At 45.6% G+C, this 26,428-nt stretch carries 21 protein-coding genes; 16 read left to right on the top strand and 5 right to left on the bottom strand.

The annotated features are described in order from the left end of the window. Positions 1-214: 214 nt before the first annotated feature. The 16 genes from AAKU61_RS05120 (at position 215) to AAKU61_RS05045 (ending at position 20,666) form a co-directional block, all read left to right on the top strand. Positions 215-1,735: an XrtA system polysaccharide chain length determinant gene (locus tag AAKU61_RS05120; RefSeq protein ID WP_354330198.1), complete on the top strand. Its 1,521-nt coding sequence runs from the start codon at positions 215-217 to the stop codon at positions 1,733-1,735. Between the two features lie 83 nt (positions 1,736-1,818). Further along, positions 1,819-2,721 (top strand): XrtA-associated tyrosine autokinase, encoded by a 903-nt coding sequence (locus AAKU61_RS05115; RefSeq protein WP_354330196.1) that lies wholly within the window; start codon positions 1,819-1,821, stop codon positions 2,719-2,721. Continuing rightward, the gene (locus tag AAKU61_RS05110; protein WP_354330194.1) at positions 2,702-4,273 is read left to right on the top strand and encodes a TIGR03016 family PEP-CTERM system-associated outer membrane protein; all 1,572 of its coding nucleotides are present in this window, start codon (positions 2,702-2,704) and stop codon (positions 4,271-4,273) included. The genes AAKU61_RS05115 and AAKU61_RS05110 overlap by 20 nt, the downstream gene beginning before the upstream one ends. A gap of 16 nt (positions 4,274-4,289) precedes the next feature. Next, positions 4,290-5,288: an XrtA/PEP-CTERM system-associated ATPase gene (locus AAKU61_RS05105; RefSeq protein ID WP_354330192.1), complete on the top strand. Its 999-nt coding sequence runs from the start codon at positions 4,290-4,292 to the stop codon at positions 5,286-5,288. Beyond that, positions 5,288-6,454: a non-hydrolyzing UDP-N-acetylglucosamine 2-epimerase gene (gene wecB, locus AAKU61_RS05100; protein ID WP_354330190.1), complete on the top strand. Its 1,167-nt coding sequence runs from the start codon at positions 5,288-5,290 to the stop codon at positions 6,452-6,454. Before AAKU61_RS05105 ends, wecB begins: the two co-directional genes overlap by 1 nt. A gap of 20 nt (positions 6,455-6,474) precedes the next feature. After that, entirely contained in the window at positions 6,475-7,344 is an 870-nt protein-coding gene (locus tag AAKU61_RS05095; protein ID WP_354330189.1) for an XrtA system polysaccharide deacetylase, read from the top strand. Beyond that, a complete protein-coding gene (locus AAKU61_RS05090) occupies positions 7,341-8,423 on the top strand; it encodes a FemAB family XrtA/PEP-CTERM system-associated protein (RefSeq protein WP_503012581.1) in 1,083 nt (360 codons plus the stop codon). The genes AAKU61_RS05095 and AAKU61_RS05090 overlap by 4 nt, the downstream gene beginning before the upstream one ends. A 2-nt stretch (positions 8,424-8,425) precedes the next feature. After that, positions 8,426-9,658, top strand: a complete 1,233-nt coding sequence (locus AAKU61_RS05085; RefSeq protein WP_354330187.1) for a TIGR03087 family PEP-CTERM/XrtA system glycosyltransferase — start codon at positions 8,426-8,428, stop codon at positions 9,656-9,658. After that, positions 9,655-11,196: an exosortase A gene (gene xrtA / locus AAKU61_RS05080; RefSeq protein ID WP_354330185.1), complete on the top strand. Its 1,542-nt coding sequence runs from the start codon at positions 9,655-9,657 to the stop codon at positions 11,194-11,196. The genes AAKU61_RS05085 and xrtA overlap by 4 nt, the downstream gene beginning before the upstream one ends. Further along, positions 11,193-12,404 carry a TIGR03088 family PEP-CTERM/XrtA system glycosyltransferase gene (locus AAKU61_RS05075; RefSeq protein ID WP_354330183.1) on the top strand — a complete coding sequence of 404 codons (1,212 nt, stop codon included), beginning with the start codon at positions 11,193-11,195 and terminating at the stop codon, positions 12,402-12,404. Before xrtA ends, AAKU61_RS05075 begins: the two co-directional genes overlap by 4 nt. 33 nt (positions 12,405-12,437) lie before the next feature. Next, positions 12,438-14,378, top strand: coding sequence for an XrtA/PEP-CTERM system amidotransferase (locus tag AAKU61_RS05070; RefSeq protein WP_354330181.1), 1,941 nt, complete (start codon positions 12,438-12,440; stop codon positions 14,376-14,378). 2 nt (positions 14,379-14,380) lie between these two features. Continuing rightward, on the top strand, positions 14,381-15,595 hold the full coding sequence (locus tag AAKU61_RS05065) for a TIGR04063 family PEP-CTERM/XrtA system glycosyltransferase (protein ID WP_354330179.1): 1,215 nt from the start codon (positions 14,381-14,383) through the stop codon (positions 15,593-15,595). A 224-nt stretch (positions 15,596-15,819) separates the two neighbouring features. After that, positions 15,820-16,938: an acyltransferase family protein gene (locus AAKU61_RS05060; RefSeq protein WP_354330177.1), complete on the top strand. Its 1,119-nt coding sequence runs from the start codon at positions 15,820-15,822 to the stop codon at positions 16,936-16,938. Between the two features lie 95 nt (positions 16,939-17,033). Next, on the top strand, positions 17,034-18,599 hold the full coding sequence (locus AAKU61_RS05055; RefSeq protein WP_354330175.1) for an MBOAT family O-acyltransferase: 1,566 nt from the start codon (positions 17,034-17,036) through the stop codon (positions 18,597-18,599). Between the two features lie 9 nt (positions 18,600-18,608). Continuing rightward, positions 18,609-19,853 (top strand): hypothetical protein, encoded by a 1,245-nt coding sequence (locus AAKU61_RS05050; protein WP_354330173.1) that lies wholly within the window; start codon positions 18,609-18,611, stop codon positions 19,851-19,853. 129 nt (positions 19,854-19,982) lie between these two features. After that, positions 19,983-20,666: a PEP-CTERM sorting domain-containing protein gene (locus AAKU61_RS05045; RefSeq protein ID WP_354330171.1), complete on the top strand. Its 684-nt coding sequence runs from the start codon at positions 19,983-19,985 to the stop codon at positions 20,664-20,666. A gap of 296 nt (positions 20,667-20,962) precedes the next feature. Here the strand turns inward: AAKU61_RS05045 and AAKU61_RS05040 are convergent, their stop codons facing one another. The 5 genes from AAKU61_RS05040 to AAKU61_RS05020 all read right to left on the bottom strand — a co-directional run bounded on the left by AAKU61_RS05040 (position 20,963) and on the right by AAKU61_RS05020 (position 26,427). Beyond that, entirely contained in the window at positions 20,963-21,838 is an 876-nt protein-coding gene (locus AAKU61_RS05040; RefSeq protein ID WP_354330169.1) for a glycosyltransferase family A protein, read from the bottom strand. 71 nt (positions 21,839-21,909) lie between these two features. Next, on the bottom strand, positions 21,910-22,896 hold the full coding sequence (locus AAKU61_RS05035; RefSeq protein WP_354330167.1) for an acyltransferase family protein: 987 nt from the start codon (positions 22,894-22,896) through the stop codon (positions 21,910-21,912). Positions 22,897-22,920: 24 nt separating this feature from the next. Continuing rightward, a complete protein-coding gene (locus AAKU61_RS05030; protein ID WP_354330165.1) occupies positions 22,921-23,880 on the bottom strand; it encodes a polysaccharide deacetylase family protein in 960 nt (319 codons plus the stop codon). 151 nt (positions 23,881-24,031) lie between these two features. After that, positions 24,032-25,180, bottom strand: a complete 1,149-nt coding sequence (locus AAKU61_RS05025; RefSeq protein ID WP_354330163.1) for an ulvan lysase-like protein — start codon at positions 25,178-25,180, stop codon at positions 24,032-24,034. Positions 25,181-25,266: 86 nt separating this feature from the next. Next, on the bottom strand, positions 25,267-26,427 hold the full coding sequence (locus AAKU61_RS05020; protein WP_354330161.1) for a carboxylate--amine ligase: 1,161 nt from the start codon (positions 26,425-26,427) through the stop codon (positions 25,267-25,269). Position 26,428 lies beyond the last annotated feature (1 nt).

Here is a 26,428-nt window from a genome sequence, read left to right as displayed (position 1 = left end):
GAGATGCAAAGTATGCACAACTCTCGAAAGAAAACTCGTTTTAAGGTCATACTTTCATTGTATTTAGCGCGCATCGCATCAAGAATATACTTGTTTTTTTTATATTTACATAATATTATGAGGCACAAAATAATCGTGCTTTTATATCCGCGCCGATAACTGATTGCAACTACAAATTGCTACTGAAAATAGCTCATATGGAGACTTTAAGAAGATGGAGGAACTGGTAACGCAGCTACAATCCCTGTTGAGGGGTGGGTGGAAATATCGCTGGTATGCAGTAACGATAGCCTGGCTCGTTTCTCTATTGGGTTTTGTGGTTGTTTACACGCTTCCAGATAATTACCAGTCCTCTGCACGTGTTTTTGTAGATACCCAAAGCATTTTAAAGCCGCTGCTATCAAGCATGACCAGCGTCCCCAATGTAGAACAACAAGTCTCTATCATGAGTCGTACCTTACTCAGTCGACCTAACGTTGAGAGAGTCATGCGTATGGTCGATTTGGATATCAAAGCCAACACTGGTAAAGATCGGGAACGTCTGATCGAAAACCTGATCGCTCAAATAAAAATTGGCGGCACGGTACAAAACGATATTTATACAATTACTTACAACGACGAAAATCCGAAATTAGCAAAAGATGTAGTTCAGGCGCTGTTGACGATTTTCGTTGAAGGAAGTTTCGGCGATAAAAAACAAGACTCTAGCAAAGCCGTCGTGTTTATTGACGGACAAATCAAAATATACGAAGAAAAATTAGTCACTGCAGAGAATGCTCTGAAAGATTTCAAACTAAAAAACATGAGCCTGCTGCCTGGGCCAGGTAGTGACTCTGGCACCAAGCTGTCGGCAATGACAGAAAGTTTGAACCAGGCTCGGTTAGAACTAGTAGAAGCTGAACAAGCTAGAGATGCAATTAAACGGCAAGTTTTAACCACTGAAAATACGCTTAAACCAGGTCAAACCTCCTCTGCGCCAAATCCAGAGATTGATACGCGCATTCAAACCCTTAACAAAAATCTGGATGCACTACGCTTACAGTTCACAGAAGAGCATCCAGATATTGTCTCCACAAAACGACTGATCGCACAACTTGAAGCGCGAAAAATTGAAGAGGCAAAAGTAAGGAAGCCTGACGCAGAAATCGTTTCAGCGAATCCTTTGTTGCAACAATTGAAGATTTCTTTGTCTGGAGCAGAAGCTCGGGTGGCGTCAATGCGAGCCCGCGTAGATGAGTATGCAAATCGTAGTACAAAACTAAAAGCGCTGAGTATTGCTGCGCCGGAAATAGAGTCTCAGTTATCGCAATTAAACCGCGACTACCAAATTAATAAAGAAAATTACGAAAAATTAGTGGCCAGCAGAGAATCGGCAAAATTGTCAGGTGATTTGAGTACCACGACAGAAATGATGACTTTCCGCGTTGTTGATCCACCTACAGCGCCGCTTACTCCGATAGGTCCAAACAGAATAAGACTGTTATCACTGGTGTTTCTCGCAGCGATTGCAATAGGTTTGGCGGGCGCTGTTTTGATGAGTAAAATCAGACCAACTTTTCTATCTCATACCGACTTACTGGAAGTTACAGGATTACCAATTCTTGGTACGGTATCAATGAATTGGACAGACAATGAAAAGAAACGCCAGAAACAAAGCCTGTATGGTTTTGCGGCATCTTCATTCGTTCTATTCGCTTTTTTTGCGGCAATCATGGGCATGGTTTATCTAAAATAATAATCAGCCCTTAAGTACCATTACAATGAGCCGATTCAAATCAGGATCCGGCCGTAAAAGAAGTAAATTTATTTGGAGTTAGCGTGAGCATTATTGAAAAAGCGGCGAGTAGATTAGAGCAAGGAAAAGCCATTGCTGCGCATCCAATCGAAGCGCCAGTAGAAGCTACGCCGCCACAAGCAGTCACAAATAAACCTGCCATTAATGACATCGTAATTAATCCACAGCAGGCTCCTGGTAAAAATAGCACCAGAAAAGTTGAAATAGACATCGCTCAATTGCATCGCTTAGGCATGGTAACGCCTGATGCAGAGCGCACTGCCATCGCTGAAGAGTTTAGATTAATTAAGCGTCCTCTTATCGAGAAAGCGTTTAATCAAAAAAATGGTCCGATTCACCATGGCAATTTAATTATGGTGACCAGCTCATTACCTGGAGAAGGTAAGACCTTTTGCGCTGTCAATCTAGCGATAAGTATCGCGATGGAATTGGATCACACAGTTTTATTGGTTGATGCGGATGTAGCCCGCCCGTCAGTTCCAAGATATTTAAATCTACAAACAACCGGTGACACCACAGAAATCGGACTATTGGATGTTTTACTCGATGACAAACTTGATCTGGCAGACGCAATGCTCAGAACTAATATCGATACTTTAAGTATTCTGAGAGCAGGGAATAGTCATAAACGATCAACAGAATTATTAGCCAGCCAAGGTATGAGTAATTTGCTCAATGAGATCGCAAGCCGGTATCCAGATCGTATTGTGATTTTTGATTCACCACCTTTATTGCTGACGACAGAAGCGAGAGTATTAGCAAATCAGATGGGGCAAATTGTCTTGGTGGTTGAAGCAGAGTCAACAACTCAACACGTAGTGAAAGAAGTATTAGGCCAATTAAAATCTCGCTCCAATGTGAACTTAATTTATAACAAAGCTAAAGCGTTCTCAAATGGGGATTACTATGGCCATTATTACGGTTAAGAAATTACCCGTTTCGGCGCTCATGGCGATTCCATCTCGCGTGGTGTCGAGCATACCTTTGATCGGCTTATTATTTGCGCAACCTGTTCTGGCAGCAGAATGGAAGTTTGTGCCAAGTGTCAATTTGAGTGAAACTTATACTGACAATGTGCGCCTGTTACCAAAAGGCAATGATGAGAGCTCTTTCATTACACAGGCATCTCCGGGATTCTCGCTGACAGCAACCGGTTCGCAATTAAAGTTGCATGCAGACTATGCCATGCAAAATCTTTATTACTCGTCAGATAGTGCTGGAGTAAGGACTAACCATATACTGAACGCTACGGCCAATAGCGAACTTATTCGCGGTCTTTTTTTTTTAGACGGTAGTTCAAATATTAGTCAGCAAAATTCATCGCCATTTCAAAGTGCTGCCGCTGACAATCTTAATTTATCAAATAATCGTGTCGAGGTAAGAACCTATAGCGTTTCTCCGTATTTCCGCAAAAATTTTGATAACGAATTTTCAAGCGAACTACGCTATACCAGAAGCAGTGTCGCTACCAGCGTGCAAAATGGCTTAGATAGTAAGGCTGACCAGTTACAGCTCAGCGCAAACAGCGGCTCCGCATTTAAAACAGTCACTTGGGGACTGCAATATAACGACCAAAAAATCCATTATCCTCAGCAAAGCGATGTCACTTTTCAAACGACAACGGCTAATGCCAGTTATTTCATCTCGCCTCTATTCGCTATTACCGCAACTGCTGGTTATGAGGATAATAACTATAAAACTACGGGTGAAAAACCATCTGGATATTTTTGGTCAGGCGGCTTTGCTTGGACGCCGACAGAGAGAACTAAACTGGCCGTCAGTGCGGGGAAAAGATTTTATGGCTCGACTTATTCGTTGACTGCAAATCAAAGAACACGAGGCAGCATCTGGAGCCTAGGATATAACGAAGACATTACGACAACACGTGGACAATATTTAGTCGCGGCAAGCGTGAATACATCCGATTTCCTTAATCAGCTATGGAAAGCAAGCGTTCCTGACAATGCAGCCAGACAGCAATTAATTGATAACTTCATTAAAGATACCAACCTGCCGGCTAGCCTCTCTCAACCAGTAAACACAATAACCAATCGCGTTTTTCTGCAAAAGAGTCTGCAGGGATCGGTAGCGCTCAACGGCGCAAGAAATACTGTTATTTTTAATGTGTTCAGAATCGGACGTGAAGCGCAATCGATCAGTGATGTTGATGTGGCTTTATTGGGCGCCAATGATCCAAGCCTGCTCGACAACACCAGACAGACTGGCGCTAATGTAGTCTGGAATTGGCAATTGTCTTCCAGAACAAATGCCAATGTCAGTGCGACTTTTACCAGAGTCAATTCGCTTGCTACCGATATTAAAGACAATAACAAATCGCTACGCGCCTCTATTTCCAGGCAATTACAAGCGAAACTCCGAGCCACGCTTGAAGTACGCCGAGTCGAAAAACAATCGACATTAAGCAGTAACAGCTTCACAGAAAATGCAGTCACACTATTTTTATTGCTAGGTTTCTAGCGGAGTCAGGTATCAGATGTATGAGTTACATTACGGTTTTAGCGCAAAACCTTTTCAATTAAAACCAGATCCACGCTTTTTCTTTGGTAGCAAAGGACATAAGCGTGCGATGGCATATCTGGAATATGGTATTTCACAAGGCGAGGGCTTTATTGTCATCACGGGTGAAGTTGGTGCGGGCAAAACAACCCTGATGCGCAATCTATTTTGCGAACTGGAATCTGAAAATATTCTTGCCGCACAAATTGTCAATACGCATGTGGGTTCCGATGACATTCTGCGCCTGGTTGCTTCAGCATTCGGCGTTGAATATGAAAACGCATCAAAAGCAACTCTGCTGACGCGTTTGGAGCAATTTCTTAAGCAATGTGATCAGCAAGGTAAACGTGCGCTATTGGTAGTTGATGAAGCGCAAAACCTGACACCAAGAGCTGTAGAAGAACTACGAATGCTATCCAACTTTCAGACAGCGGACAAATCATTGCTACAGACCTTTTTGCTTGGTCAGCCTGAGTTTAGGCGAACCCTACTGAGCGACGATATGCAGCAACTATTGCAGCGGGTGATTGCCAGCTATCACCTCGGGCCACTCGACTTAGCTGAAACGCAGTCTTATATCGAGCATCGCTTACACACCGTCGGCTGGAAAAATGATCCTAGTATTGATGCAGGAGCATTTGCGGCTATTTACAACTATAGCGGTGGCATCCCAAGAAAAATTAACTCTTTATGCGACCGTCTGTTCTTGATGGGTTATCTGGAAGAATTACATGCATTCGGAGAGGCTGAAGTCAATCAAGTGATTGCCGATATCAGACAAGAGTTTCAATTACCCGCTAAGGATGCCGATCAAGGTAATAACGTGTTGAATGCAAGAGATTCGTCAAATACCAGTTTGGAAAATATAGACGACAGAATGGCAAAAATGGAACGCTCTATCCTTTCAGTAATTGATGCCTTAAAAAAAATGCTTCCACCGACACGAATTAATCAATATTCTGAGAAGGACAATTAATGCAGGTTTTAAATCCAAGTTCAAGCGGCACGAGCAGCATTATCTGCGTCGTCGGTGCGCGCCCAAATTTTATGAAAATAGCGCCTATCATGGCCGCTCTGAATGCATTAAAACCTCATCTAAAAGTGACCTTATTACATACAGGTCAGCACTATGACGTCGCAATGAACGAACAGTACTTTGACGCGTTGGGCATCCCCTCCCCTGATATCAACTTAGAGGTAGGTTCTGGCAGCCATGCAGTACAAACGGCCGAAGTCATGTGTCGCTTTGAAACTGCGATGGGCGATGATTTGCCGTCCGCCGTTCTGGTTGTCGGTGATGTCAACTCAACTATTGCATGTGCCTTGGTCGCCAGTAAAAAAGGGATTCCTGTGATCCACGTGGAGGCAGGCTTACGTAGTTTTGACCGGGCAATGCCAGAAGAAATTAATCGCGTATTGACGGATCAAATCTCCGATTTATTGTTCACGACGGAGCCAAGTGCTAAAGATAATTTAGCGCGTGAGGGTATTGCAGCTGGTCGCATACACTTTGTCGGTAATGTCATGATCGATACGCTCAGAAATAATCTGAGCCGGACAATTGCTCCAAGCACGATCGCCGCAGATGCTGGACGTGCTGGTTTTCTAGAAGGACGAAAAGACTTTGTGGTTGTAACAATGCATCGTCCATCAAATGTCGATGATCAAGCGATTTTGACCGCTTTGATGGAAACCATCGTCAAAATCAGTACGGAAGTACCGGTCATTTTTCCAGTACATCCTCGTACGAAATCCATGTTGGAAAAATTTGGTCTGATGAAGTTATTGGACTCATCAAACATTTTATTACTGCCCCCGATGGGTTACCTTGAAATGCTAGGTTTGATGAAAGATGCGAAGTTGGTACTCACAGATTCCGGCGGCATACAAGAAGAAACAACGGCTCTTGGTGTGCCATGTATCACACTCAGAAATAACACTGAGAGACCAATTACGGTTGAAGAAGGTAGTAATACTATCGCCGGACAAGATCCCGAAAAAATTATGGCAATTTTTAAAGATGTGATGCAAACCGGCGGCAAAGCCGGGCGCATCCCAGAATATTGGGATGGTCATGCATCTGACAGAATTGCCGCCGTAATCGGTGCGCAGCTTGGTATCGCCATTAAACCCCAACAATAAGCATCGGTACGGATATCATCATGTCACTTTCAAGCAAATCTCCTTCTTCATCTGGCATACGTAATGCTATGACGATTGACGTAGAAGATTATTTCCAGGTGTCGGCGTTTGCTGGACACATATCACGCGATAGCTGGTCAGATTTGCCTTGCCGCGTGGAGAGAAATATGGATTGCATACTCGCGCTGCTCAGTCAGGCGCAAGTTAAGGCAACCTTCTTCACACTAGGCTGGCTCGCAGAGCGTTATCCTTCTATGGTAAAACGTATCGTTGAAGAAGGTCATGAACTGGCAAGCCATGGTTATGGCCATTTGAGGGCGTCGGATCAAAGTCAGGCGCAATTTCTGGAAGACATCAGTAGTAGCAAAAAGATTTTAGAAGATATCGGTGGCCAAGCGGTACTAGGCTATCGAGCTCCCAGCTTTTCTATCGGGACAAATAATTTATGGGCGCTCGATTTGCTGCTCCAGGCAGGATATCGATACAGCTCCAGCATCTATCCAATTCAGCACGATCACTATGGGATGCCGGATGCGCCTCGCTTCAGTTTTTACCCGAACGGCAAAGATGGTTTATTAGAACTGCCGATCACGACCGTACGTTTTTTCCAAAAAAACTTCCCCGCAGGCGGTGGTGGTTTTTTCCGTCTATTTCCCTACCAGCTTTCCCGCTGGCTACTGGAAAGAGTCAACCAACAAGATAAGCAATCCGGCATATTCTATTTCCATCCGTGGGAAATAGATCCAGGGCAACCACGTCAACATCAGATCAATTTAAAAACCCGCTTCCGTCATTACGTCAATCTTGATCGTACTGAAAATCGCCTCAAGGCGCTGACCCGCGATTTTCAATGGGGTCGTATGGACGAAATTTTTCTGGTGCCCAATTGAACGCTGTCGTCAATTCCTTGCCGACGCAACCGACATCCATCCAATCAACTCCTGTTATTCGCTTAATGCAGGCAAGTGATTTAGCCAGATGGGATGCGTTTGTACTATCCAACCCTGAAGCTAGTTTTTTTCATCGGGCTGGCTGGCAAACCGTTATTGAAAAAGCCTTTGGTCATAAAACCTGGTTTTTCTATGCAGAACTCAATGGAGAAATCATCGGCGTCTTGCCATTGGCTCAAATAAAAAGTTTTTTGTTCGGGCACTCTCTCATTGCTTTACCTTTTTGTGTTTATGGTGGCATAGCAACCAGTTCCGATATCGCAAGAGAAGCACTCAATCAAGAGGCACAAAAACTAGCTGCGTCTCTCAAAGTCGGTCACTTGGAATATCGCAATTATCGCGAGCAAGCATCACATCCTGATTGGGTCACCAAAGATTTATATGTCACTTTTCGGAAAGAGATTTTTGCCGACGAAGAGCAAAACATGTTGGCTATCCCGCGCAAGCAACGTGCGATGGTGCGCAAAGGTATTAAGGCTGGCCTACAAAGTGAAATTGATCAAGATATTGAACGATTCTTCTCGGCCTATGCTGATAGCGTACATCGCTTAGGTACGCCGGTATTTTCCAAAAAGTTTTTTACTTTGCTAAAGCAGACCTTTGGTACCGACTGTGAAGTATTAACCATCACCAAAGACGGTCGGACTGTGAGCAGCGTGATGAGTTTTTATTTCCGTGATGAAGTATTGCCATACTACGGCGGCGGCAAAAGCGAGGCTCGCGAAGTCGCGGGCAATGATTTCATGTATTGGGAATTAATGCGTCGCGCCTGTGAACGTGGACTTAAAATTTTTGACTTCGGTCGTAGCAAACTGGGAACTGGTGCGTTTGACTTCAAAAAAAATTGGGGCTTTGAAGCTCAGGCACTACATTACACTTATCAGCTGCATCAATCATTAGCAGTACCCGATACCAACCCATTAAATCCCAAATATCAGCTATTTATCAAAATGTGGCAACGGATGCCTTTGGCTTTGGCGAATGTAATAGGTCCACACCTTGTAAAAAATCTGGGATAACAGTGGAACATATACTGCTTTTGGTGCATCGCATCCCCTACCCTCCCAATAAGGGAGACAAGATACGCTCCTATCATCTGCTGAAGCATTTGACTAAGCGCTATCAAGTTCACTTGGGTACTTTTGTGGATGATCCCGATGATTGGCAGTATGTTGATATCGTCAAACAATGGTGTGGCGAAACCTATTTCGGCAAGTTAAATCCGGTCAAGGCTAAACTGCGCAGCCTGGGTGCACTGATCAGTAACCGTGCGCTCAGTCTCGACTATTATCGCGACGCTGATTTATCTGCATGGGTCGCTCAATTGATGGCAGAGAAATCGATAGGACGAGTACTAATATTTTCATCAGCGATGGCGCAATATGTTGAATATGCATCGGAGGCGCGTCGCGTGATTGACTTTGTCGATATTGATTCAGATAAGTGGCTGCAATATGCAGAGAAGAAATTGTGGCCTATGAACTGGATATACCGCCGAGAAGGTCGACAACTCTTACGATATGAAAAAAAAATCGCGCAAAATTTCGATGCCTCACTGTTCGTCTCCGCTGCGGAGGCAAGTTTATTCAAGCAATTAGCACCGGAGAGTAAACATAAAATCGGCTTCTTCAGTAACGGTGTCGATACTGAATATTTTTCGCCAGCACCAGACTATCTCAATCCCTATCCACAGGGTCAAGCGGTCATCGTATTTACCGGAGCCATGGATTATTGGCCGAATATCGACGCCGTGCAGTGGTTTGCCGAAGATATATTGCCATCAATCCGCGCAAAAAATCCTGCTGCCTGTTTTTATATCGTTGGCTCACGACCCAGCGACCAAGTACAACTCCTGGCCAGGCTTCCCGGTGTCTATGTCACGGGTACTGTTGCGGATGTACGCCCGTATATCGCGCATGCAGGTGTCTCTGTTGCCCCTTTGCGTATTGCACGTGGTATTCAAAATAAAGTGCTAGAGGCAATGGCAATGGCAAAAACCGTTGTCGTATCACCTCAAGCTTTAGAGGGTATTCATGCCATACCAAATCAAGAACTCATTGTTGCTGAAATAAGCGAGCAATTTATCTCTGCCATCTCGGCTTTATTAGCCAAGCCCGATGGATTACTTGGTCCTGCAGCCCGTCATAAAGTAGAACAAGAATATGGCTGGAGTAGCAATCTGGCGATGTTGGATACCTTACTTGACGCCACACCTTCCGTTTTATCGGAAATCGCCACAAAGGAAGCATCTTGAGTACCCTGTCCGTCAAGTCAAACGCAGGATTGTTTAATGCATCAATAGTGCTGATACTGATCGCTGCTTTACTTACACCATTCCTGATTTATTTTGGGACTGCACAATCTATTGTTGCGATCTGGAATAGTTCGGAAACGTTCGCTCATGGTTACATTATTTTGCCCATCAGTTTATGGCTGATATGGAAGCGACGCCAAGTATTAAGCACCCTTTCACCAGCGCCTTATTGGCCTGGATTACTACTTATAGCAGCTTGCGGATTTGGCTGGCTATTGGCGGATTTAGGTGATGTCCAGGTAGTACGGCAATATACCTTCGTAGCGATGTTGCCAGCAATTGTGATTTCAATGCTGGGGCTGCGCATTTCATGGAAAATGGCATTCCCATTATTCTTTTTATTGCTTGCTGTACCTTTTGGCGATGTCTTCATCGAACCGCTCATTAATTTCACGGCAGATTTTACAGTCGCTGCGCTGCAAGCCACCGGCATACCTGTATTACGTAACGGAGCTAGTTTTGAAATTCCATCAGGAAGCTGGTCGGTCGTTGAAGCCTGCAGTGGCGTACGTTATTTAATATCGTCGATCACGCTTGGTTTTTTATACGCATATCTCACTTATGTGTCACGTATCCGCCAATTAATGTTTGTACTGCTCTCCATCATCGTACCCATCATTGCCAATGGCATGCGGGCATATATGATCGTGATGATTGGTCATTTGAGTGGGATGCAATTGGCAGTTGGTGTTGATCATCTGATCTACGGTTGGTTATTTTTCGGTTTGGTCATGTTCTTGATGTTTTGGATTGGTAGTTTTTGGCATGAAAATAAAAAAGACGTATTGCCAGTAACTACCGCAAATCAAGAGTCTGAGCAGGTAAAAGCCGTACCGGTATCACGATTGTTCATCGCACTCATTGGCGTAGTTATCAGCTTAGGTATTTGGCCGCTGTATGGAAATTATCTTGCGCGAACCAGATTCAATCCTGCCACTCCGATCCTTAACAGTTTTCATCCAGATTGGCAGCCGACTACCGCATTCACCGATTGGAAACCGTATTTCGCTCCTGCTAAAACGGAGCTTTATCAATTCTTCTCGCAAGACAAGCAGGCTTTAGGTATATCTGTACTGTACTACCGCAACCAAAGTCGCGGCGCAGGATTGATCAGCTCTTCGAATAAATTAGTGCCAGAAAAAGATCCGGTCTGGTTCAACGTCGGCAGCTCTGTTCGTCAAGAGACCATCGGCAAGCAATCCCTGTCCCTTAGAGAAAGCAGACTGCAAAGCGCAGCCGGGCCGCTTCTCGTCTGGCATTGGTATTGGGTGGGCGGGCAATTTACCAGCAATGATTACTTAGGAAAAGTTTTACAAACAAAAGAAGAGATTCTGATGCGCGGAGATGATGGTGCGGCACTGGCTGTGTTTGCGCCTTACACTGCAAATCCTGATGAGGCTCGCGTGGTAATGCGTCATTTTCTGGACAGTAATATGACGACGCTTGAAAAAACGCTGGCGGCCAATAAGAAGCAATGACATTCATTAGCAAAATGACCCAAGAGCCCATTCCTCTCGTCGTGCATTTAATCTACCGCTTAGATTTCGGTGGATTAGAAACATTGTTAGTGGAGTGTGTGAACGGCATGCCAGCAGATCAATATCGCCATGCGATTGTCTGTCTTACTGGCTATACCGATTTTGCACAAAAAATTACACAAGCCAATGTTCAGCTTTTCTCTTTAGATAAAGCGCCGGGACTCGGCTTAGGTACACATCTTAAACTTTGGAAGTTATTACGGCAGTTGCGTCCAACAATTCTGCATACGTATAACCTATCTGCAATTGAGTACGCACTCACTGCAAGCTTGGCTGGGGTTCCTGTTCGCATTCATGCTGAACACGGACGTGACGCCGGTGATCCCGACGGTAAAAATAAAAAACATAACTTACTGCGCAAGTTGTTAGTCCCATTTGTGGATTGTTATGTGCCGGTTTCGGGCGACCTGCAACGCTGGCTCAAGAGCGTGGTTGGTATACCCGATGCTAAAAACCGACTCATCAACAATGGTGTTGACACTAACAAATTCAGCGCGCATCAAAGTTCTAACCCTCAGCCTGAGGTGGATAAAGCAACTTCATTAACGCCACTGAATTTACCGACGATATTCCCTCCTGACAGCTTTGTGATTGGCACGGTTGGACGAGTTCAGGATGTAAAAAATCATGCCACGCTGGTGGATGCTTTTATTCAATTGCAAGCGCAATTGCCAGCCGATAAATCCCGTATGCGTTTAGTCATCATCGGCGATGGTCCACTGCGACCTGCACTGATTAACAAAATCAACGAGGCCGGTATCTCTGATGTAGTCTGGCTACCCGGGGCACGTAGTGATATTGCAGAAATCATGCAGACATTTTCTGTGTTTGTATTACCCTCTATCGCCGAAGGCACTCCCGTCACGATGTTGGAGGCAATGTCCTGCGGATTACCCATCGTTGCCACCCGTGTTGGTGGTATTCCAGAATTAGTGGTGGATCATGTCACAGGGACGCTGGTTGCGCCCAATGACACTAATGCATTAACGAATGCCATCGCAGTCTATCTACAACAACCCGAATTGATTAGCTTACACGGCACTGCTGGTCGTAAGCGTATAAAGCAGTATTACAGTATCAATGCGATGTTGGCTGCGTACACCGATCTATACAATCACTTTTGCCATACAAAATTAAAGTCCATATAAAACTGAAATGACCTTGAAAGAAATAATCATAATATGTGCGGAATAGTCGGCATTTTTGACATGCGAGGAGAGCGCGCCATCGACAGAGATGTGCTGCACCGCATGAACGAAACTCAACATCATCGAGGCCCTGTCGAAGGTGGCTTACATATCGAGCATGGCCTGGGTTTTGGTCACCGTCGTCTTTCCATCATTGATCTGTCATCAGGCCAGCAACCGCTGTTCAACGAAGACCATAGCGTCGTTGTCGTGTTTAACGGAGAGATATATAACTTTCAAGCTTTAATGGCAGAGCTAATCACGCTTGGTCACAGCTTCCGCACGCATTGTGATACGGAAGTCATCGTGCACGCATGGGAACAGTGGGGTGAAGCTTGTGTAGATCGCTTGCGCGGCATGTTTGGATTTACGATCTGGGATAGAAATAAAAAAATATTATTTCTGGCGCGGGACAGGCTGGGAATCAAACCGATGCATTATGCTTTTCTGCCGGATGGCATGTTTGCATTCGGCTCAGAATTAAAATCCTTACTATCGTTACCGACTTTGGTGCGCGAGATTGATCCTTGTGCGGTAGAAGATTATTTTGCTTACGGCTATGTACCGGAACCAAGAACTATTTTCAAAGGTGCGCTCAAGCTGGCGCCGGGACACACGCTGACGCTGCATGCAGGCGCAATGAGCAGCGTAGTACAACCTAAAAAATATTGGGATGCACCATTCAAAGCGCATGCGCCCATGACCGAACCGGAGATGGAACAAGAGCTGATCGTCCGTCTGCGGGAGACCGTCCAAAGCCATATGATTGCCGACGTTCCACTGGGTGCTTTTTTATCCGGCGGTGTCGACTCCAGCGCAATCGTTGCCATGATGGCGGGGCTGACAAATGAGCCTGTTAATACCTGCTCTATCGCATTCAATGATCCGGCATTTGATGAGTCCGCCTACGCTACACAAGTCGCTAATCAATACCATACACGGCACCACACCGAGACCGTGGATAAAGACGACTATGGCCTGATTGATACGCTGGCGGCATTGTATGACGAGCCCTACGCCGATAGCTCTGCCATTCCCACTTATCGCGTTTGCCAATTAGCGCGTAAGCGTGTGACAGTCGCATTGTCGGGCGACGGCGGTGACGAAAATTTTGCAGGCTACCGTCGCTATCGTTATGCCATGGCCGAGCAAAGAGTACGTTCTGCATTGCCACTGGCGCTGCGCAAACCACTGTTTGGCTTTCTTGGGTCGTATTATCCTAAAGCCGATTGGGCACCTCGTATGTTCCGCGCTAAGACCACGTTTGAAGCCTTAGCTCGTGATCTGGTTGAGGGTTACTTTCACGGTGTTTCGATTCTGCCAGATCGGGTACGCGACCAATTATTTAGCGATAAATTCCGTCGTGAGCTACAAGGCTATCGGGCGATTGAAGTAATGCGTGGTCACGCCAATAACTCACCGACAGATGATCCTTTATCGATGGTGCAATATATTGACCTGAAAACGTATTTGCCTGGTGACATCCTGACCAAAGTCGATCGTGCCAGTATGGCGCACGCATTGGAAGTCCGTGTCCCTTTGCTGGATCATCAGTTTGTAGAATGGGTTTCAGGCTTGCCATCCTCGGTCAAACTCAAGGGCGGCGAAGGTAAACATATTTTTAAAGAATCTCTGAAGCCACATTTATCCGATGATATTTTGTACCGGAAGAAGATGGGTTTCTCTATTCCGCTCGGGACTTGGTTACGTGGTCCCTTGCGCGAAAAAGTGCGGGCGGCTGTACTCAATCCCGCCTTACTAGATACGGGCTTTTTTAATCAAAGTTATCTGGAACAAATGGTCGATCAGCACCAGTCTGGCTTAAAAGACCATAGTGTCTCTTTGTGGTCCGTCTTGATGTTTGATGCTTTTTTACGTACGAATGGCGTGTCCGCTGCCAGCACGTCGACGACTAACACTGCGGGGAAACATTAATCATGCGTGTTCTGCATATTCTGGATCATTCAATCCCCCTGCATAGTGGTTATACCTTCCGTACCCGTTCCATTCTGCGCGAGCAACAAGCACTCGGCTGGGACACCTTTCATGTCACTGGTTCCAAACAAGGCGTTTGTGCGGATCTGGAGGAAGATGTCGACGGCTTACATTTCTATCGGACGCCCGCAATCAACGGGCCACTCGCCAAATTACCCGTACTAAATCAAAAGGCCGTCATTGATGGATTGACGCGTCGCTTGTCCGAGATCATTCCGCTTATCAAGCCTGATGTCTTGCATGCACACTCCCCTTGCCTGAACGCGATTGCGGCACTCCGCGCCGGCAAAAAATTTGGTATTCCTGTGGTGTATGAAGTGCGTGCTTTTTGGGAAGATGCCGCAGTCGATCACGGCACGGCCAAAGAGTTCGGCTTGCGCTACCGTGTGACGCGTGGGCTGGAAACATATGCTTTAAAACGTGTGAACGCAATCACCACGATTTGTGAAGGCCTGCGTAAAGATATCGTACAACGCGGCATCGCTGCAGACAAAGTCACTGTGATTCCCAATGCAGTCGATATCGATAAATTCTCTGTCGGTGGGATTGCTGACCTCGCACTGAAAGCAAAATTAGGGTTGCAAGATAAACGCCTGATCGGATTTATCGGTTCGTTTTACGCCTACGAAGGCCTGGACGTCCTGCTGCGTGCATTTCCGTTGATGTTGGCGCACGCACCAGATTTGCGGGTACTGCTGGTGGGTGGCGGGCCACAAGATGGCGCATTACGGCAACTGGCAAAAGAACTCCGGATTGACGACAAAGTGATCTTTACCGGACGGGTGCCACATGAGCAGGTTCAGCAATATTACGACTTGCTGGATGTACTGGTCTACCCGCGGCTGTCCATGCGCTTGACTGATTTGGTCACACCACTCAAACCTTTAGAGGCCATGGCGCAAGGACGCTTGTTAGCCGCGTCCGATGTCGGCGGGCATTTAGAATTGATTGAAGACGGTAAAACCGGCGTGCTGTTTAAAGCAGATGACCCGCAATCGCTGGCTCAAAAAGTCGGTACGCTGATGGATGCGCCACAACAATGGCCAGCCCTGCGTGAAGCTGGGCGTCGCTATGTAGAAACCGAGAGAAACTGGCCGATTAGCGTTGCACGTTATAAGCAGATATACAGCCGGCTGACTGGCTTACGCGGTTTATAAATTGACCGTCTGAGCTTACCCACCTAGAGAGAAATAAATACTCCCAATAGGTATATTTTAATTATCCATATAATCATTGGACAATCAAGCATATTTCTTAAATTTAATGGGGAGTATATTCAAATTCACTCTAATCTGACGCATGCTGACAGATGCAATCAGCACTAACCAGATACACCAATCTGGACACAAGCAAGAGTCAGTCTGAAATTTGATCAACCATTATGAACAAGCAATATTCCCTCTACCTCGACATTGTTCGTTTTCTGGCATCGCTATTTGTGGTGTTAGATCACTTCAGTTCGCAAAAAATTGTCGGCGGCAGTGCCCGGCAATTTATTCCAGAACTAGGTCGGGAAGCGGTGATTATTTTCTTCGTCTTATCAGGCTACGTGATTGCCTATACGACGCAGACCAAGCAGCAGTCCTTGCGTGAATATGCCGTTGCTCGCTGTGCCAGGATTTACTCGGTTGCATTGCCGCTTTTATTGCTGGCATTTTTATTGAACTACGTATGCAACACTTATTTCCCGAACGGCGATGGGGCTGCGCCTTACTACGAAGTTTCTAAAGCGTATTTTTATATTCCGTTTCATCTTCTGTTTTTGGGAGAGTTATGGAATTTTTCTGAGATCCCGCCGTGGCTCATCCCCTATTGGTCTTTGGGATATGAAGTCTGGTATTACGTATTTTTTGCAACCCTCTATTATTTTTCCTCATACAAACGCATCCTGTTGGGTGGCATCGTTTTTTTAATCCTGGGACACAAACTTTGGCTATTGTTACCCGTATGGATGAGTGGCGTATTTCTATACCATCACCAAAACAAAATCCCTCTCAGCGTCAACATGGCAAGACTCGGTTGGTGTATGAGTCTAATTGCGCTTGGCGTTTACGAATATTCTGACTTTGATCAATCCTTGCTAGCCTGGGGTGCGCAGATCTGGCCTTTCAAATCACTGACATTGGGCAGTGCCAGTCGTGATCTGGAGGACTACCTAGTCTGCCTGATGATTCTGATGAATTTTTATTGTGCGCGCTATGCAGAATTCTCCTTACTGGAAAAATGTAGTCATAGCATACGCGCCATCTCGTCTTACACTTTTACACTGTACCTGGCACACATGCTGGTGGTATCGATGTGGCTGCGCTTCTACCCGCACGATGCGACTAGCTTGATGGATATTCTCTGTATCTCAGTTTTGATCGCCTTATTTACTTATGTGATCGGGCAATTTACGGAACATAAGAAAAATTGGTTTGCCATGATATTTGATCGCAGCTTTGGTGCGATTGCGGATCAGATCCGCCGCATCTCTAAACCACATCAAGGTAAAGCCTGAGCCGGCTGCGGCCTTCAAAGTCACACCGCATTTTTTAGTGATCTAACAAGCTGATGCTGATAATTTTTACCTATTTTTAAGAATGATTCTAAGCGATGCTTTTTAATTCTTTCAGTTTTTTACTGCTGTTTTTGCCAGTCACTGCCATCGTATTTTTTGCGTTGGCGAAACGTAGCCATCAGTTAGCAGCAGGATGGCTAGGATTGGCTTCGCTGTTTTTTTATGGCTGGTGGGATTATCGCTATCTACCTTTGTTACTAGGCTCTATCGCATTCAATTATTGGGCTGGCTGGCGCATAGGCCATATGGATCGCAATCATCCCAATGATCACTCTAAGGCCAAGCCGTGGCTAATTTTTGCCGTCGTTACCAATCTCGCGCTGCTCGCTTATTTTAAATATGCGGATTTTTATATTTCCAGTGTCAATTATCTGACTGGATCTAAACTCGATGCGCTGCATATCATTTTACCGATCGGAATTTCGTTTTTTACTTTTACTCAAATAGCTTTTCTGGTCGATACCTATCAAGGCAAGGTCAAAGAATATCGCTTTGTACATTACCTTTTATTTGTCACTTACTTCCCTCATTTGATCGCTGGACCGGTGTTACACCATAAAGAAATGATGCCGCAGTTTGGTAATGCCGCAACCTATCAATGGTCCCCCAAAAACATGGCAGTTGGCTTATCGATTTTTGCTATGGGTCTCGCCAAAAAGGTATTGATCGCCGATAGTCTGGCGCCGCATGCCAGCTTCTTTTTCGATAAAACAGATACCCCATCGCTACTGATTGCCTGGGGCGGAGTGCTGGCGTATACCTTCCAGCTGTATTTTGATTTTTCTGGCTATTCCGATATGGCGATTGGACTATCGCGTATGTTCGGTATCAAGCTGCCGCTGAATTTTAATTCGCCTTATAAGTCGGTGAATATTATTGAATTTTGGCGTCGCTGGCACATGACCTTGTCGCGGTTTTTGCGCGACTATTTATATATCGCTTTAGGTGGCAATAAGAAAGGTTCCGTGCGACGTTATTGCAACTTGTTTATCACTATGGTGCTGGGTGGACTGTGGCATGGCGCAGGCTGGAATTTTGTAATTTGGGGCACGCTACATGGCGTCTATCTGATGTTAAATCATGCCTGGGTTGGTATCGCTAGTGCCTCACGTTTACCTCGTAATTCTTTGGTCTGGAAGTTGTTTAGCATTGCCTTAACTTTTGCCGCGGTCTGTATCGCTTGGGTTTTTTTCAGGGCATCCGATTTCAATCGCGCCAGCTCGATTATTCAAGGCATGTTCAACGTCTATGGTATCGGCTTGCCAGAAACCATCGGCTCCCATCTTGGCGGATTAAAAATAGTATTAGAAAAAATGGGAATCACGTTTTATCTCGGTGGCGGGACGCGCTTTGTACAAACCTATACCTGGGTTTTGATCGCGGCCGGCATCGCGTTCCTGCTGCCAAATACGCAGCAGATCATGGATAAATTCGATCCGGCGCTGGACTATCAAAGCGGCAAAGATAACGCACCGGCCTTCATCCAACGTTATATGAGCTGGACACCAGGCTGGAAATGGGCAGTGTGGGTGGGGATGATTATGGTCGCCAGTCTGCTACTCATCAATCGGCCTGCAGAATTTTTATATTTTCAGTTTTAAGGAAACGACATGTCTGATCAAACATCATTTGTCCGTTTTCTACGTTCGACCTGCATCGTCATATTATTGGGTATTGCTGCAGCGATTGCACTGGTAGTGGTAGTGGACCCTTATCGTCTGTATAGAGTCGTCGATGTGCCTGGGTTCAATGCGGTCAAACCACAACCAGATCGCTATCAGGAACAGATCAAACTGAGCAATGCGCGCCGCACTAACGCAAGCGCGCTGATCTTCGGCAATTCTCGTGCTGAGTATGGTCTCAATCCGGAATATCAAGGCTTTCATCAGGCCGGTCTGTCGGCTTACAACATGGCTTTATCTGGTACCAAAATTGGTGCCTCAAGGCGTGACTTAAGCTACTTCAAAACCTCGGGACAAAAGCCTGCATTTGTCTTGCTAGGCGTCGATTTTCTGGATTATCTGGTTGATGCCACCAAGCCTATACCGCCAGCCGTAATCACACCTGTCAGCCAATATGATGTGAACGGGATTAAATGGCAATTTGATGCACTGTTTTCATTGACCTCGGTCAACGATGCGCTCAAGACTTTAGAAATTCAAAAAAATCCAGAGGCAGAAACGATTAGTCCACGTGGTATGAATCCCCTGCTGGAATATAAAAAATTCGCACGGGAAGAAGGCTATTACGCCATATTCCAGCAACGAGCGCTGGAATATGCAAAAACCTTCAGTCAAAAACCACATGACTTGGTATTTCCGGCCAGCGGCAGCTCGCCAGAATTGGATGGCTTACGTGCGACTTTAAGCATGATCGCTGAAGATAAAACGGACGCCAATATCATCATCTATCCTTACCACGCGCAAATACTGGCGATGTTTGAAGAAACGGGTCTGTGGCCAGCGTTTGAGCAGTGGAAAGAACTGTTAATCAAAGAAATTGCAGCAACCAATGCCAAGTATCCAAATGTACATATCAAGCTATGGGATTTCAGCGGATATGGCACTCAGCAGTGTGAGCGGATTCCTGAAAAAAATGACCTAAAAACAGCGACCCAATGGTATTGGGAGGCTGGGCATTTTAAACAGAGTTTAGGCAACCTGATCTTGGCACGCATACTGTCCGATAAAATCGGACAGAGTCGTGCGATGATCTTTGGTACTGAGCTTGTGGCTAGTAACGCAGTAGAGAATCAGCGCCGGATTCAACAAGAAAAAGCCAGTTGTATAACGGATTATCCAGCTTTGTTTCAGCAGGTAGCATCATTGGTTGCAGCAGAAAAAAAGGAGAAATAGCTGTCGAATTGTTTTACACATCTATTAAAAAACCGATGCAATTTAACGATTTTTAACAAAACAAGCTTATTTTTCAATGGCCTGCGTAATAAGGTATGATTTTTGCTTGAAATACAAAATCGTTTCTTGTTGAGGGTTATTGTCATGAAAAATAAATTCATTCGCGCGGCGCTCGTATCTACCGCGTTAGCACTGTCCGTTGAGTCCCATGCAACCACGATCGGGTTTGATTCATTAACTACCGACGGTACAGGCTTCGTAAGTCCTAAGACATATACAGAAAGCGGTTTCCTGTTCCAGACACAAGATCCAAGCGGTGGCTTTGGTTCTGCACGTACAGGCGATGTAAACTTCCTCTACAACGGCCAAATCATGACCTGGTATTACGGCTCCGCCAGCTTGTTTAATGACAATTTGGGCTCGGGTGTAACGGTATTGAGTAAAGTTGATGGCAACACTTTTGCACTGAATTCGATAGATTTAGCGGCATTGAATAACTATTACTCCTTTGACGGTGGTGAGAACATCACCTTCACAGGTAATGTCCATGGCGGCGGTACCGTTACCCAGTCATTCCAATTCACAGACCAATTCAGTTTCCATACATTTGACTTCGTTAACTTTAGCGACCTGGATTCAGTTACCTGGGGTCAAGGCTTCCCATACCATCAATTCGACAACTTAGTTCTGGATGCGAGCGTAGTGACGCCACCTCCGCCACCTCCAAACGATGTTCCGGAACCAGCTTCGGTTGCTTTATTAGGTTTAGGGCTGGCGGGCTTGGGTATGGCACGTCGCAAACAAGCTAAGTAATTAATGCAAAGTAACGAGTTCAACTGAGCTCGTCAAGTATCAAAAAAGATTGCTCTGGCAATCTTTTTTACTTTCAGCGCGACCTGTCGCTAGAAGTGACGCAGCAGTCCGGGATCAGCAATCAGAATTTTTAATGTTACGGCTAAGATTTTTCGTGGCATTTTAAACATACTCTTGATTAGTATATTTTAATCATCCAATCAATCTATGGACAATCAGGCTATTTGTCATATTAAAATGGGGAGTATCTGATATTTGTCGAAATAAGCGTATTCCAACAACCGTATGACAACTCGCTATCTATGCGTGATGCTCATCTTAATCTGCCGTAACGCTAACCAGTCAAACCAAGTGTCGATTCCACGAAAACGTAATCGTAATTCGGCTGGATATTCGACATAAAGCTGATCGATATGCTGAGGCAAGCCCTGTAATCCTTTGGACTTCAGCGGATATTTGATCAATTTATTTTGGAAGTAGCGCAAGCTATAGCGGATTTTTCTACGGTAATACAAGCGCAGATCGCGCCAAGATAATAGTGACAAAGCTTCGTAGTAAAAACGCGCAGGTTCACAAATATAGATACGGCGCATATCCCAGCTCTGGGTGGGATTTAAATCCCAATAAGCCAGCGCACCGATCAAGGAATCATCACCGATCAAACCGATGGGAAGACGCACATTGCCAGCGCGAAGCTGCGTAACAAAAGTACCTGACAAAGCATATAGATTGCCGCACAAGCCACCGTCCCGCAGTAACAATTCTTTATCTGCTACACCGATACCTTCTGCGGGTAAGGCCGCCGCAACATGTGCCTCTGGGTGATCCGTCAAAGCTTGCTCTAACATGTCCAGGGAATCAGGCAACAATTCGCAATCACCATCCAAAAAATAGTAATGCGTTGCTTGTGCATCTAGCTCGTGGATGAAGACATTCCAGGCATTGGATTTATCACCGACGTGGATCTCCTGCAAAGAACAGAATGGATTGTCCAACATGAATGCGCGAACCAGATCGCCCGTGTTGTCACTACTACCGTTATTCAAGACGATGCATCGATCGTCATTAGAGATGGCGCGCTTAACACTCGCCAGACAGGCAAGAATTTTTTGTGACTCATTATGTGCAAAGATCGCAATCATCTTTGTCTTTTTATTGTGTTCAATGAACATGTTAGGCCTTTGTCAGATAGTAAGCAATGCACAAAGCCAGGTCGGTCTTTTGAATACATCCAACCAGAAGATCATTCAGATTTGGTCCATCGCTTATTCAGAAAATGGCGCATAGGATTTTCAATCAAATAATATGAAGCGATACCGCAGAATATGGCCAGGCACACTGCAAGCCAAGTAGCTAAGCCATCTCTGTGATGTGCCAGATAAAAAACCTGTTGCCATAAATAGATTGAAAAAGACCACAAACCGATTTGCTTAAGTAAGGTCCATGACAGGATTTTTTTTACAATCGCCGGCGCAGTCGAAAGTGCGTTCAATGTGAATGCAAACAAGCCAACGCCGATAAAACCCCGGACAGGCAACGGTACTGACCGCCAGTAACATGCCAAGCCAAGCAATATCAAAGCGGGATAGACAAACACGGGTAAGGTCGGGATACGGACTCTCTGCAAACACAGCAGCAGCAAACCAGAGAATAAAATACCGAAAGCAGAAATTTCAGAATGCGCCCAGAGCTCGTACTCCAATTGACCGGGAGGGAAATGCTGCCAGTAGAGCACACCTAAAACAACTGATAGCAAGCTAACGCTGCCAATAGCGTAACGTACATCAATATATTTCTGACGCACTGCCACAGCAATGAGCGTCAGCAGAATATAAGTATGCTCTTCTACACTCAATGACCAGATATGCCCGAAAGGCATGATGGCATGGCCGACCTCTCCTGGAAAGTAATTATTGATGAAGAGACTCGCCATCAGCGTCTCGCTCCAGTTGATATTTTTTCCAGTCAAGAAAAAGTACAGCAAGACCAGAGCAAGAAATGCAAAGTGCGCTGGAAATATCCTTGAAATACGACGCTGATAAAAGGTTTTGATCGGTACATTTTTGATAAACAAAAGACGACACATCAAAAAACCAGAGAGGACAAAAAAGAAGTCGACGCCAACACGACCAAAATTGATACCGGGGATAGGAAAAAAATGACCGATCAGAAGAAATATAATCGCAAGGCCACGCCAACCATCCAGGTAATCCACATGCTGATCTGCCATTTGTCTTACCTTAGGTTGAAAGAACTAGTATCTGCGACGCAGGACTTGTTCAGCTATGCGGTGCAAGGTTTTCCAACGTGGAGAATGCAAGGCCTGAGCAGATGACTCAGAAATCACTGGTGATAAGCCACGAAAACCACGCATATTGAAGCTGCTTTTATTATTGGCCATAAACTCGCAATAACGGCGAAAACGCTTAATCATGATAGGGTCGGCATTATCACGATTGGCGTTCAATAACTCAAAATTATGCGACAAGATGACGAAGCTTTTACGCTGATAGTCGTAAGCCTGTTGCAATAAACCCTCCAGTTCCAGATTAGAACAGGCACCGAGTTGTGCATGTCTTGGTGCGCCAGTACCGTCGTTAAAGATCGTCATCGGATATTCAATCACACCAGCACATTCGACTGGATCGTTAAGGGTTTGTCCTGGCAAAACACCACTTTCAAGACCCATCATGCTGGCGTTATAGCTGCTATCAAATGGGATTTGATTCGCGGCTAGCGCGTGCAAGGTGTTCAGATCAAAACCAAAACTTCCTGCGCGGAACGCATTCACTCGTCCGCCGCCAGCCTGCTGGATTAACTCTATCCCTTTAGCAATCAGGGTCGTCTGCTCCTCCAGCGAGAACTGACGCATGAACTGGCGTTTATGTTCACTATTAATGAGTAAGACTTGCTTGGCCTCATCGACCCATTCTGGATGCATATGCAATTGCACTTCTTGCCCATGCTCCTGAATCAGTCCGATGATCTCTGCTAGCGGCTCTAATCCAAAACGAGTAGCAAACAGAGGCTCTACAAAGAACACTCCATACAAACCGTGATCGCGCAACTGTTGCAGCTTATAGCGCAGACCGTACTCGCCTTTGGCAGTACGACCGTACACATATTGCTGAAAGGCATGTGGAAACTTGGCGTCGATATTCTTCCAACCACCGCACCAGATTTCTACATCAACAGTAAAAAAAACATCTAACATAAATTGATCAGAGTAAATACAACGCCTTGCTTCAAACATCCGTTAATAATAGTTAACAGCGGCTAATAGTGACTAGATAAAAATCTACCATCACCGGCATAAACCTAATGCGATACTACTGGTGACTGATTCACTAACTTGTAAGAAAGTGTTACCCGATGTTCTTCACCTTATCGAACAATTGCTCCAACATCAATCCATCCATAAAGAACTTGGTCGCCCAATTAGGGTAACGATACGTCATATATCCACCGTTAATCGGATGAGAGCCCTTCATCGCGCCGCGCACATGCAGATCGTCAGTAATCAAATTTTGTATGCTCATATTGAAGCGATTAGCTTTTTTTGCATGTGCGATCAACGATGTCTCACCTGTGAGTTGCGCCAGGCGCAGCCAATTGATCGCCATTTGTGAATTACCGGTGACGCAGCTCCAAGTAACTGCCGTTTTCCATTCGGGCGTATAAAACGCATTCAACGCGCCATCTTCACGCTGCTGTACGGCGACTGCTTTTGCCATCTTCAGCGCACGGTCAATATAGTCAGGTCGCTCTGCCGCAACACCAACTTCCAAAATGCCGCGAATAGAATACGCGATCGTGTGCGTCAGTGCAGTCAAATCCGCATTGTCGGACAAACAGTTATCTGGCAACCAGCCATTGGCCTGAGCGCGTGCCAGCGTCCATTCGACGTTCGCAATTGCAGCTTCTAGATATCGGGTATTTCCAACTGCCTCATACGCACGCACCAGACCGAAAGCAGAGCGTGTGTTATAGCTATTCAATTTGGAAGTAGTAAAAGGCGATGGAAAACGACGCCATGCACCGTCCTCATCTTGTGCTGCAACCAGCCAATCAGCAGCGCGGTTCAATGCAATTCTATAACGGTCGTCACGAGTTTCCAGATACGCTTTTGCCCAACCGAATAAGGCTTGCCCGGTATTAAAAATCGTTGGCGCCACAATCTCTGCATCCATAGTACCTGCGCGGACACCACCATCAGGTAGTTGAATATCGCATTCCCATTCCGTCATCCGCCTGGCGGCCTCGGCGTAAATCGGCGCATTATAATATTTTGCGTAATCGTACAAAGTAGGAATAACATAGCCAGTCGTCTCGGGATAAGAAGCTAGCCATTTTTGCGCACGGATATCAAAACTATGAGCAACACCGTCATCCGCCGTCCCCAGTTGTGCTTGCAATAGCCAGTCGGCAGCTGCTTTTAAATGGGTTTCTATCGATTGGGTTGGAAATACACTCATGCCCAATTTATCTTTAACTAATTGCTTAATGTGATTCATTTTTCTTGTTTCTCTCTTTATTTCTTTGACTGATCCTAGTGCTCAACAACCGGCTGTCTTATCGAATCTGGCTCCGCCTCTGCTAATCAACGTCGTAGTCGCTGCAGAACCCGATCCAACATAAAATCGATCCAGGGCAAAGGGTCATCCCAGCGCCAATACGCATCGTAAATAGCCGAAGTACTAGAGCGTTCATCCGCTAACTTGCCGCCCTCTTCAAATGCCCAGCGATCAGATTGGGGATCGCGCCAGACTATCGGTGATGGCGGCTTGTTGATCTGCTGCGCCGGCAATCCGTTTTCATATAAAAATGCTGCAAGCGGTAAATTCACTCCATTCAGGGTAGCGACCTCCTCCTGAAAATCAGTGCGGGCAACCGTCGGCTCTATCATGTAGAACTTACCGTCACGCTCATCGCGCTTATATTCCATACTACCCATGCCGGTAAAACTGACCTGATCAAAAAAAGCTTTGGTCATTGCGGTCAACTCTTGATCGTATTCCCAGGCTGCTGTACAACTTGCGGTGCCACCAATTTTGACAGGCCATGAGCGTATTTTCCGGCCAGTGAATGAGGCGACTAACTCGCCATCTTTTCCCAGATACTGCAGACAAAAATAGATTTCGGAATCCTGTCCCTCGATCCATTCCTGCACCACCATATCCGCCAGAACCGGATGTATTTCAAGATACTGTTTTTTTAGTTCGTCCATAGAAAGCATCTTGTATGCTTTCTTAAACCGTGCACCATATTCGTAATTTTTCTCACTTGGCTTTAACACGCAAGGAAATTGTAATTTTTCTACCTGGATTAAATCATCTGGTCCCTCCAGACGAACGGTCTTGGGAATAGGTGCGTGATACGCTTCAGCGAGATCCTGAAAACCCTGCTTGTGCATCAATTGCATCAGACAGTCGTGTTCCGGCAAGCGGATGCGATAAGCAGCATCAATCTGACTGCGTAATTCTGATACTGTTTTGACGGTTTTTTCTTCCGTCAAAAATAGGGTCAACGGACTAGAAAAATTAACTGCAAACGCTATTAGTTGATCAATAAAATCTTGCCCTTCCAATACCGGAACAACGATTTTTTTTGCATATTTGGAGCGCATTGCCGGTGCTTTGGCGTCGGTATCCATTACCACCACAGGAATACCAGCAGCACCCAGGCTGCGCACAATGCCCAGCGCATTGACGCCACCGCCGATCACCACTGCTGGCATATCTGATTTGTACTTTAGAGGCATA

This window comes from Undibacterium sp. GrIS 1.2 (assembly GCF_040544435.1).
Lineage (GTDB): Bacteria > Pseudomonadota > Gammaproteobacteria > Burkholderiales > Burkholderiaceae_D > Undibacterium.
The sequence above is the reverse complement of the archived record's forward strand: the minus strand, read 5'-3'. Positions and strand labels throughout refer to the sequence as shown.

Bases quoted from the DNA above. Each gene is read 5' to 3' on its own strand.
- AAKU61_RS05040 (WP_354330169.1), bottom strand. From the start codon at position 21,838: ATGTTCATTGAACACAATAAAAAGACAAAGATGATTGCGATCTTTGCA.
- AAKU61_RS05110 (WP_354330194.1), top strand. From the start codon at position 2,702: ATGGCCATTATTACGGTTAAGAAATTACCCGTTTCGGCGCTCATGGCG.
- wecB (WP_354330190.1), top strand. From the start codon at position 5,288: ATGCAGGTTTTAAATCCAAGTTCAAGCGGCACGAGCAGCATTATCTGC.
- AAKU61_RS05095 (WP_354330189.1), top strand. From the start codon at position 6,475: ATGTCACTTTCAAGCAAATCTCCTTCTTCATCTGGCATACGTAATGCT.
- AAKU61_RS05060 (WP_354330177.1), top strand. From the start codon at position 15,820: ATGAACAAGCAATATTCCCTCTACCTCGACATTGTTCGTTTTCTGGCA.
- AAKU61_RS05070 (WP_354330181.1), top strand. From the start codon at position 12,438: ATGTGCGGAATAGTCGGCATTTTTGACATGCGAGGAGAGCGCGCCATC.
- AAKU61_RS05055 (WP_354330175.1), top strand. From the start codon at position 17,034: ATGCTTTTTAATTCTTTCAGTTTTTTACTGCTGTTTTTGCCAGTCACT.
- AAKU61_RS05025 (WP_354330163.1), bottom strand. From the start codon at position 25,180: ATGAATCACATTAAGCAATTAGTTAAAGATAAATTGGGCATGAGTGTA.
- AAKU61_RS05065 (WP_354330179.1), top strand. From the start codon at position 14,381: ATGCGTGTTCTGCATATTCTGGATCATTCAATCCCCCTGCATAGTGGT.
- AAKU61_RS05020 (WP_354330161.1), bottom strand. From the start codon at position 26,427: ATGCCTCTAAAGTACAAATCAGATATGCCAGCAGTGGTGATCGGCGGT.
- AAKU61_RS05050 (WP_354330173.1), top strand. From the start codon at position 18,609: ATGTCTGATCAAACATCATTTGTCCGTTTTCTACGTTCGACCTGCATC.
- AAKU61_RS05120 (WP_354330198.1), top strand. From the start codon at position 215: ATGGAGGAACTGGTAACGCAGCTACAATCCCTGTTGAGGGGTGGGTGG.
- AAKU61_RS05030 (WP_354330165.1), bottom strand. From the start codon at position 23,880: ATGTTAGATGTTTTTTTTACTGTTGATGTAGAAATCTGGTGCGGTGGT.
- AAKU61_RS05075 (WP_354330183.1), top strand. From the start codon at position 11,193: ATGACATTCATTAGCAAAATGACCCAAGAGCCCATTCCTCTCGTCGTG.
- AAKU61_RS05035 (WP_354330167.1), bottom strand. From the start codon at position 22,896: ATGGCAGATCAGCATGTGGATTACCTGGATGGTTGGCGTGGCCTTGCG.
- AAKU61_RS05105 (WP_354330192.1), top strand. From the start codon at position 4,290: ATGTATGAGTTACATTACGGTTTTAGCGCAAAACCTTTTCAATTAAAA.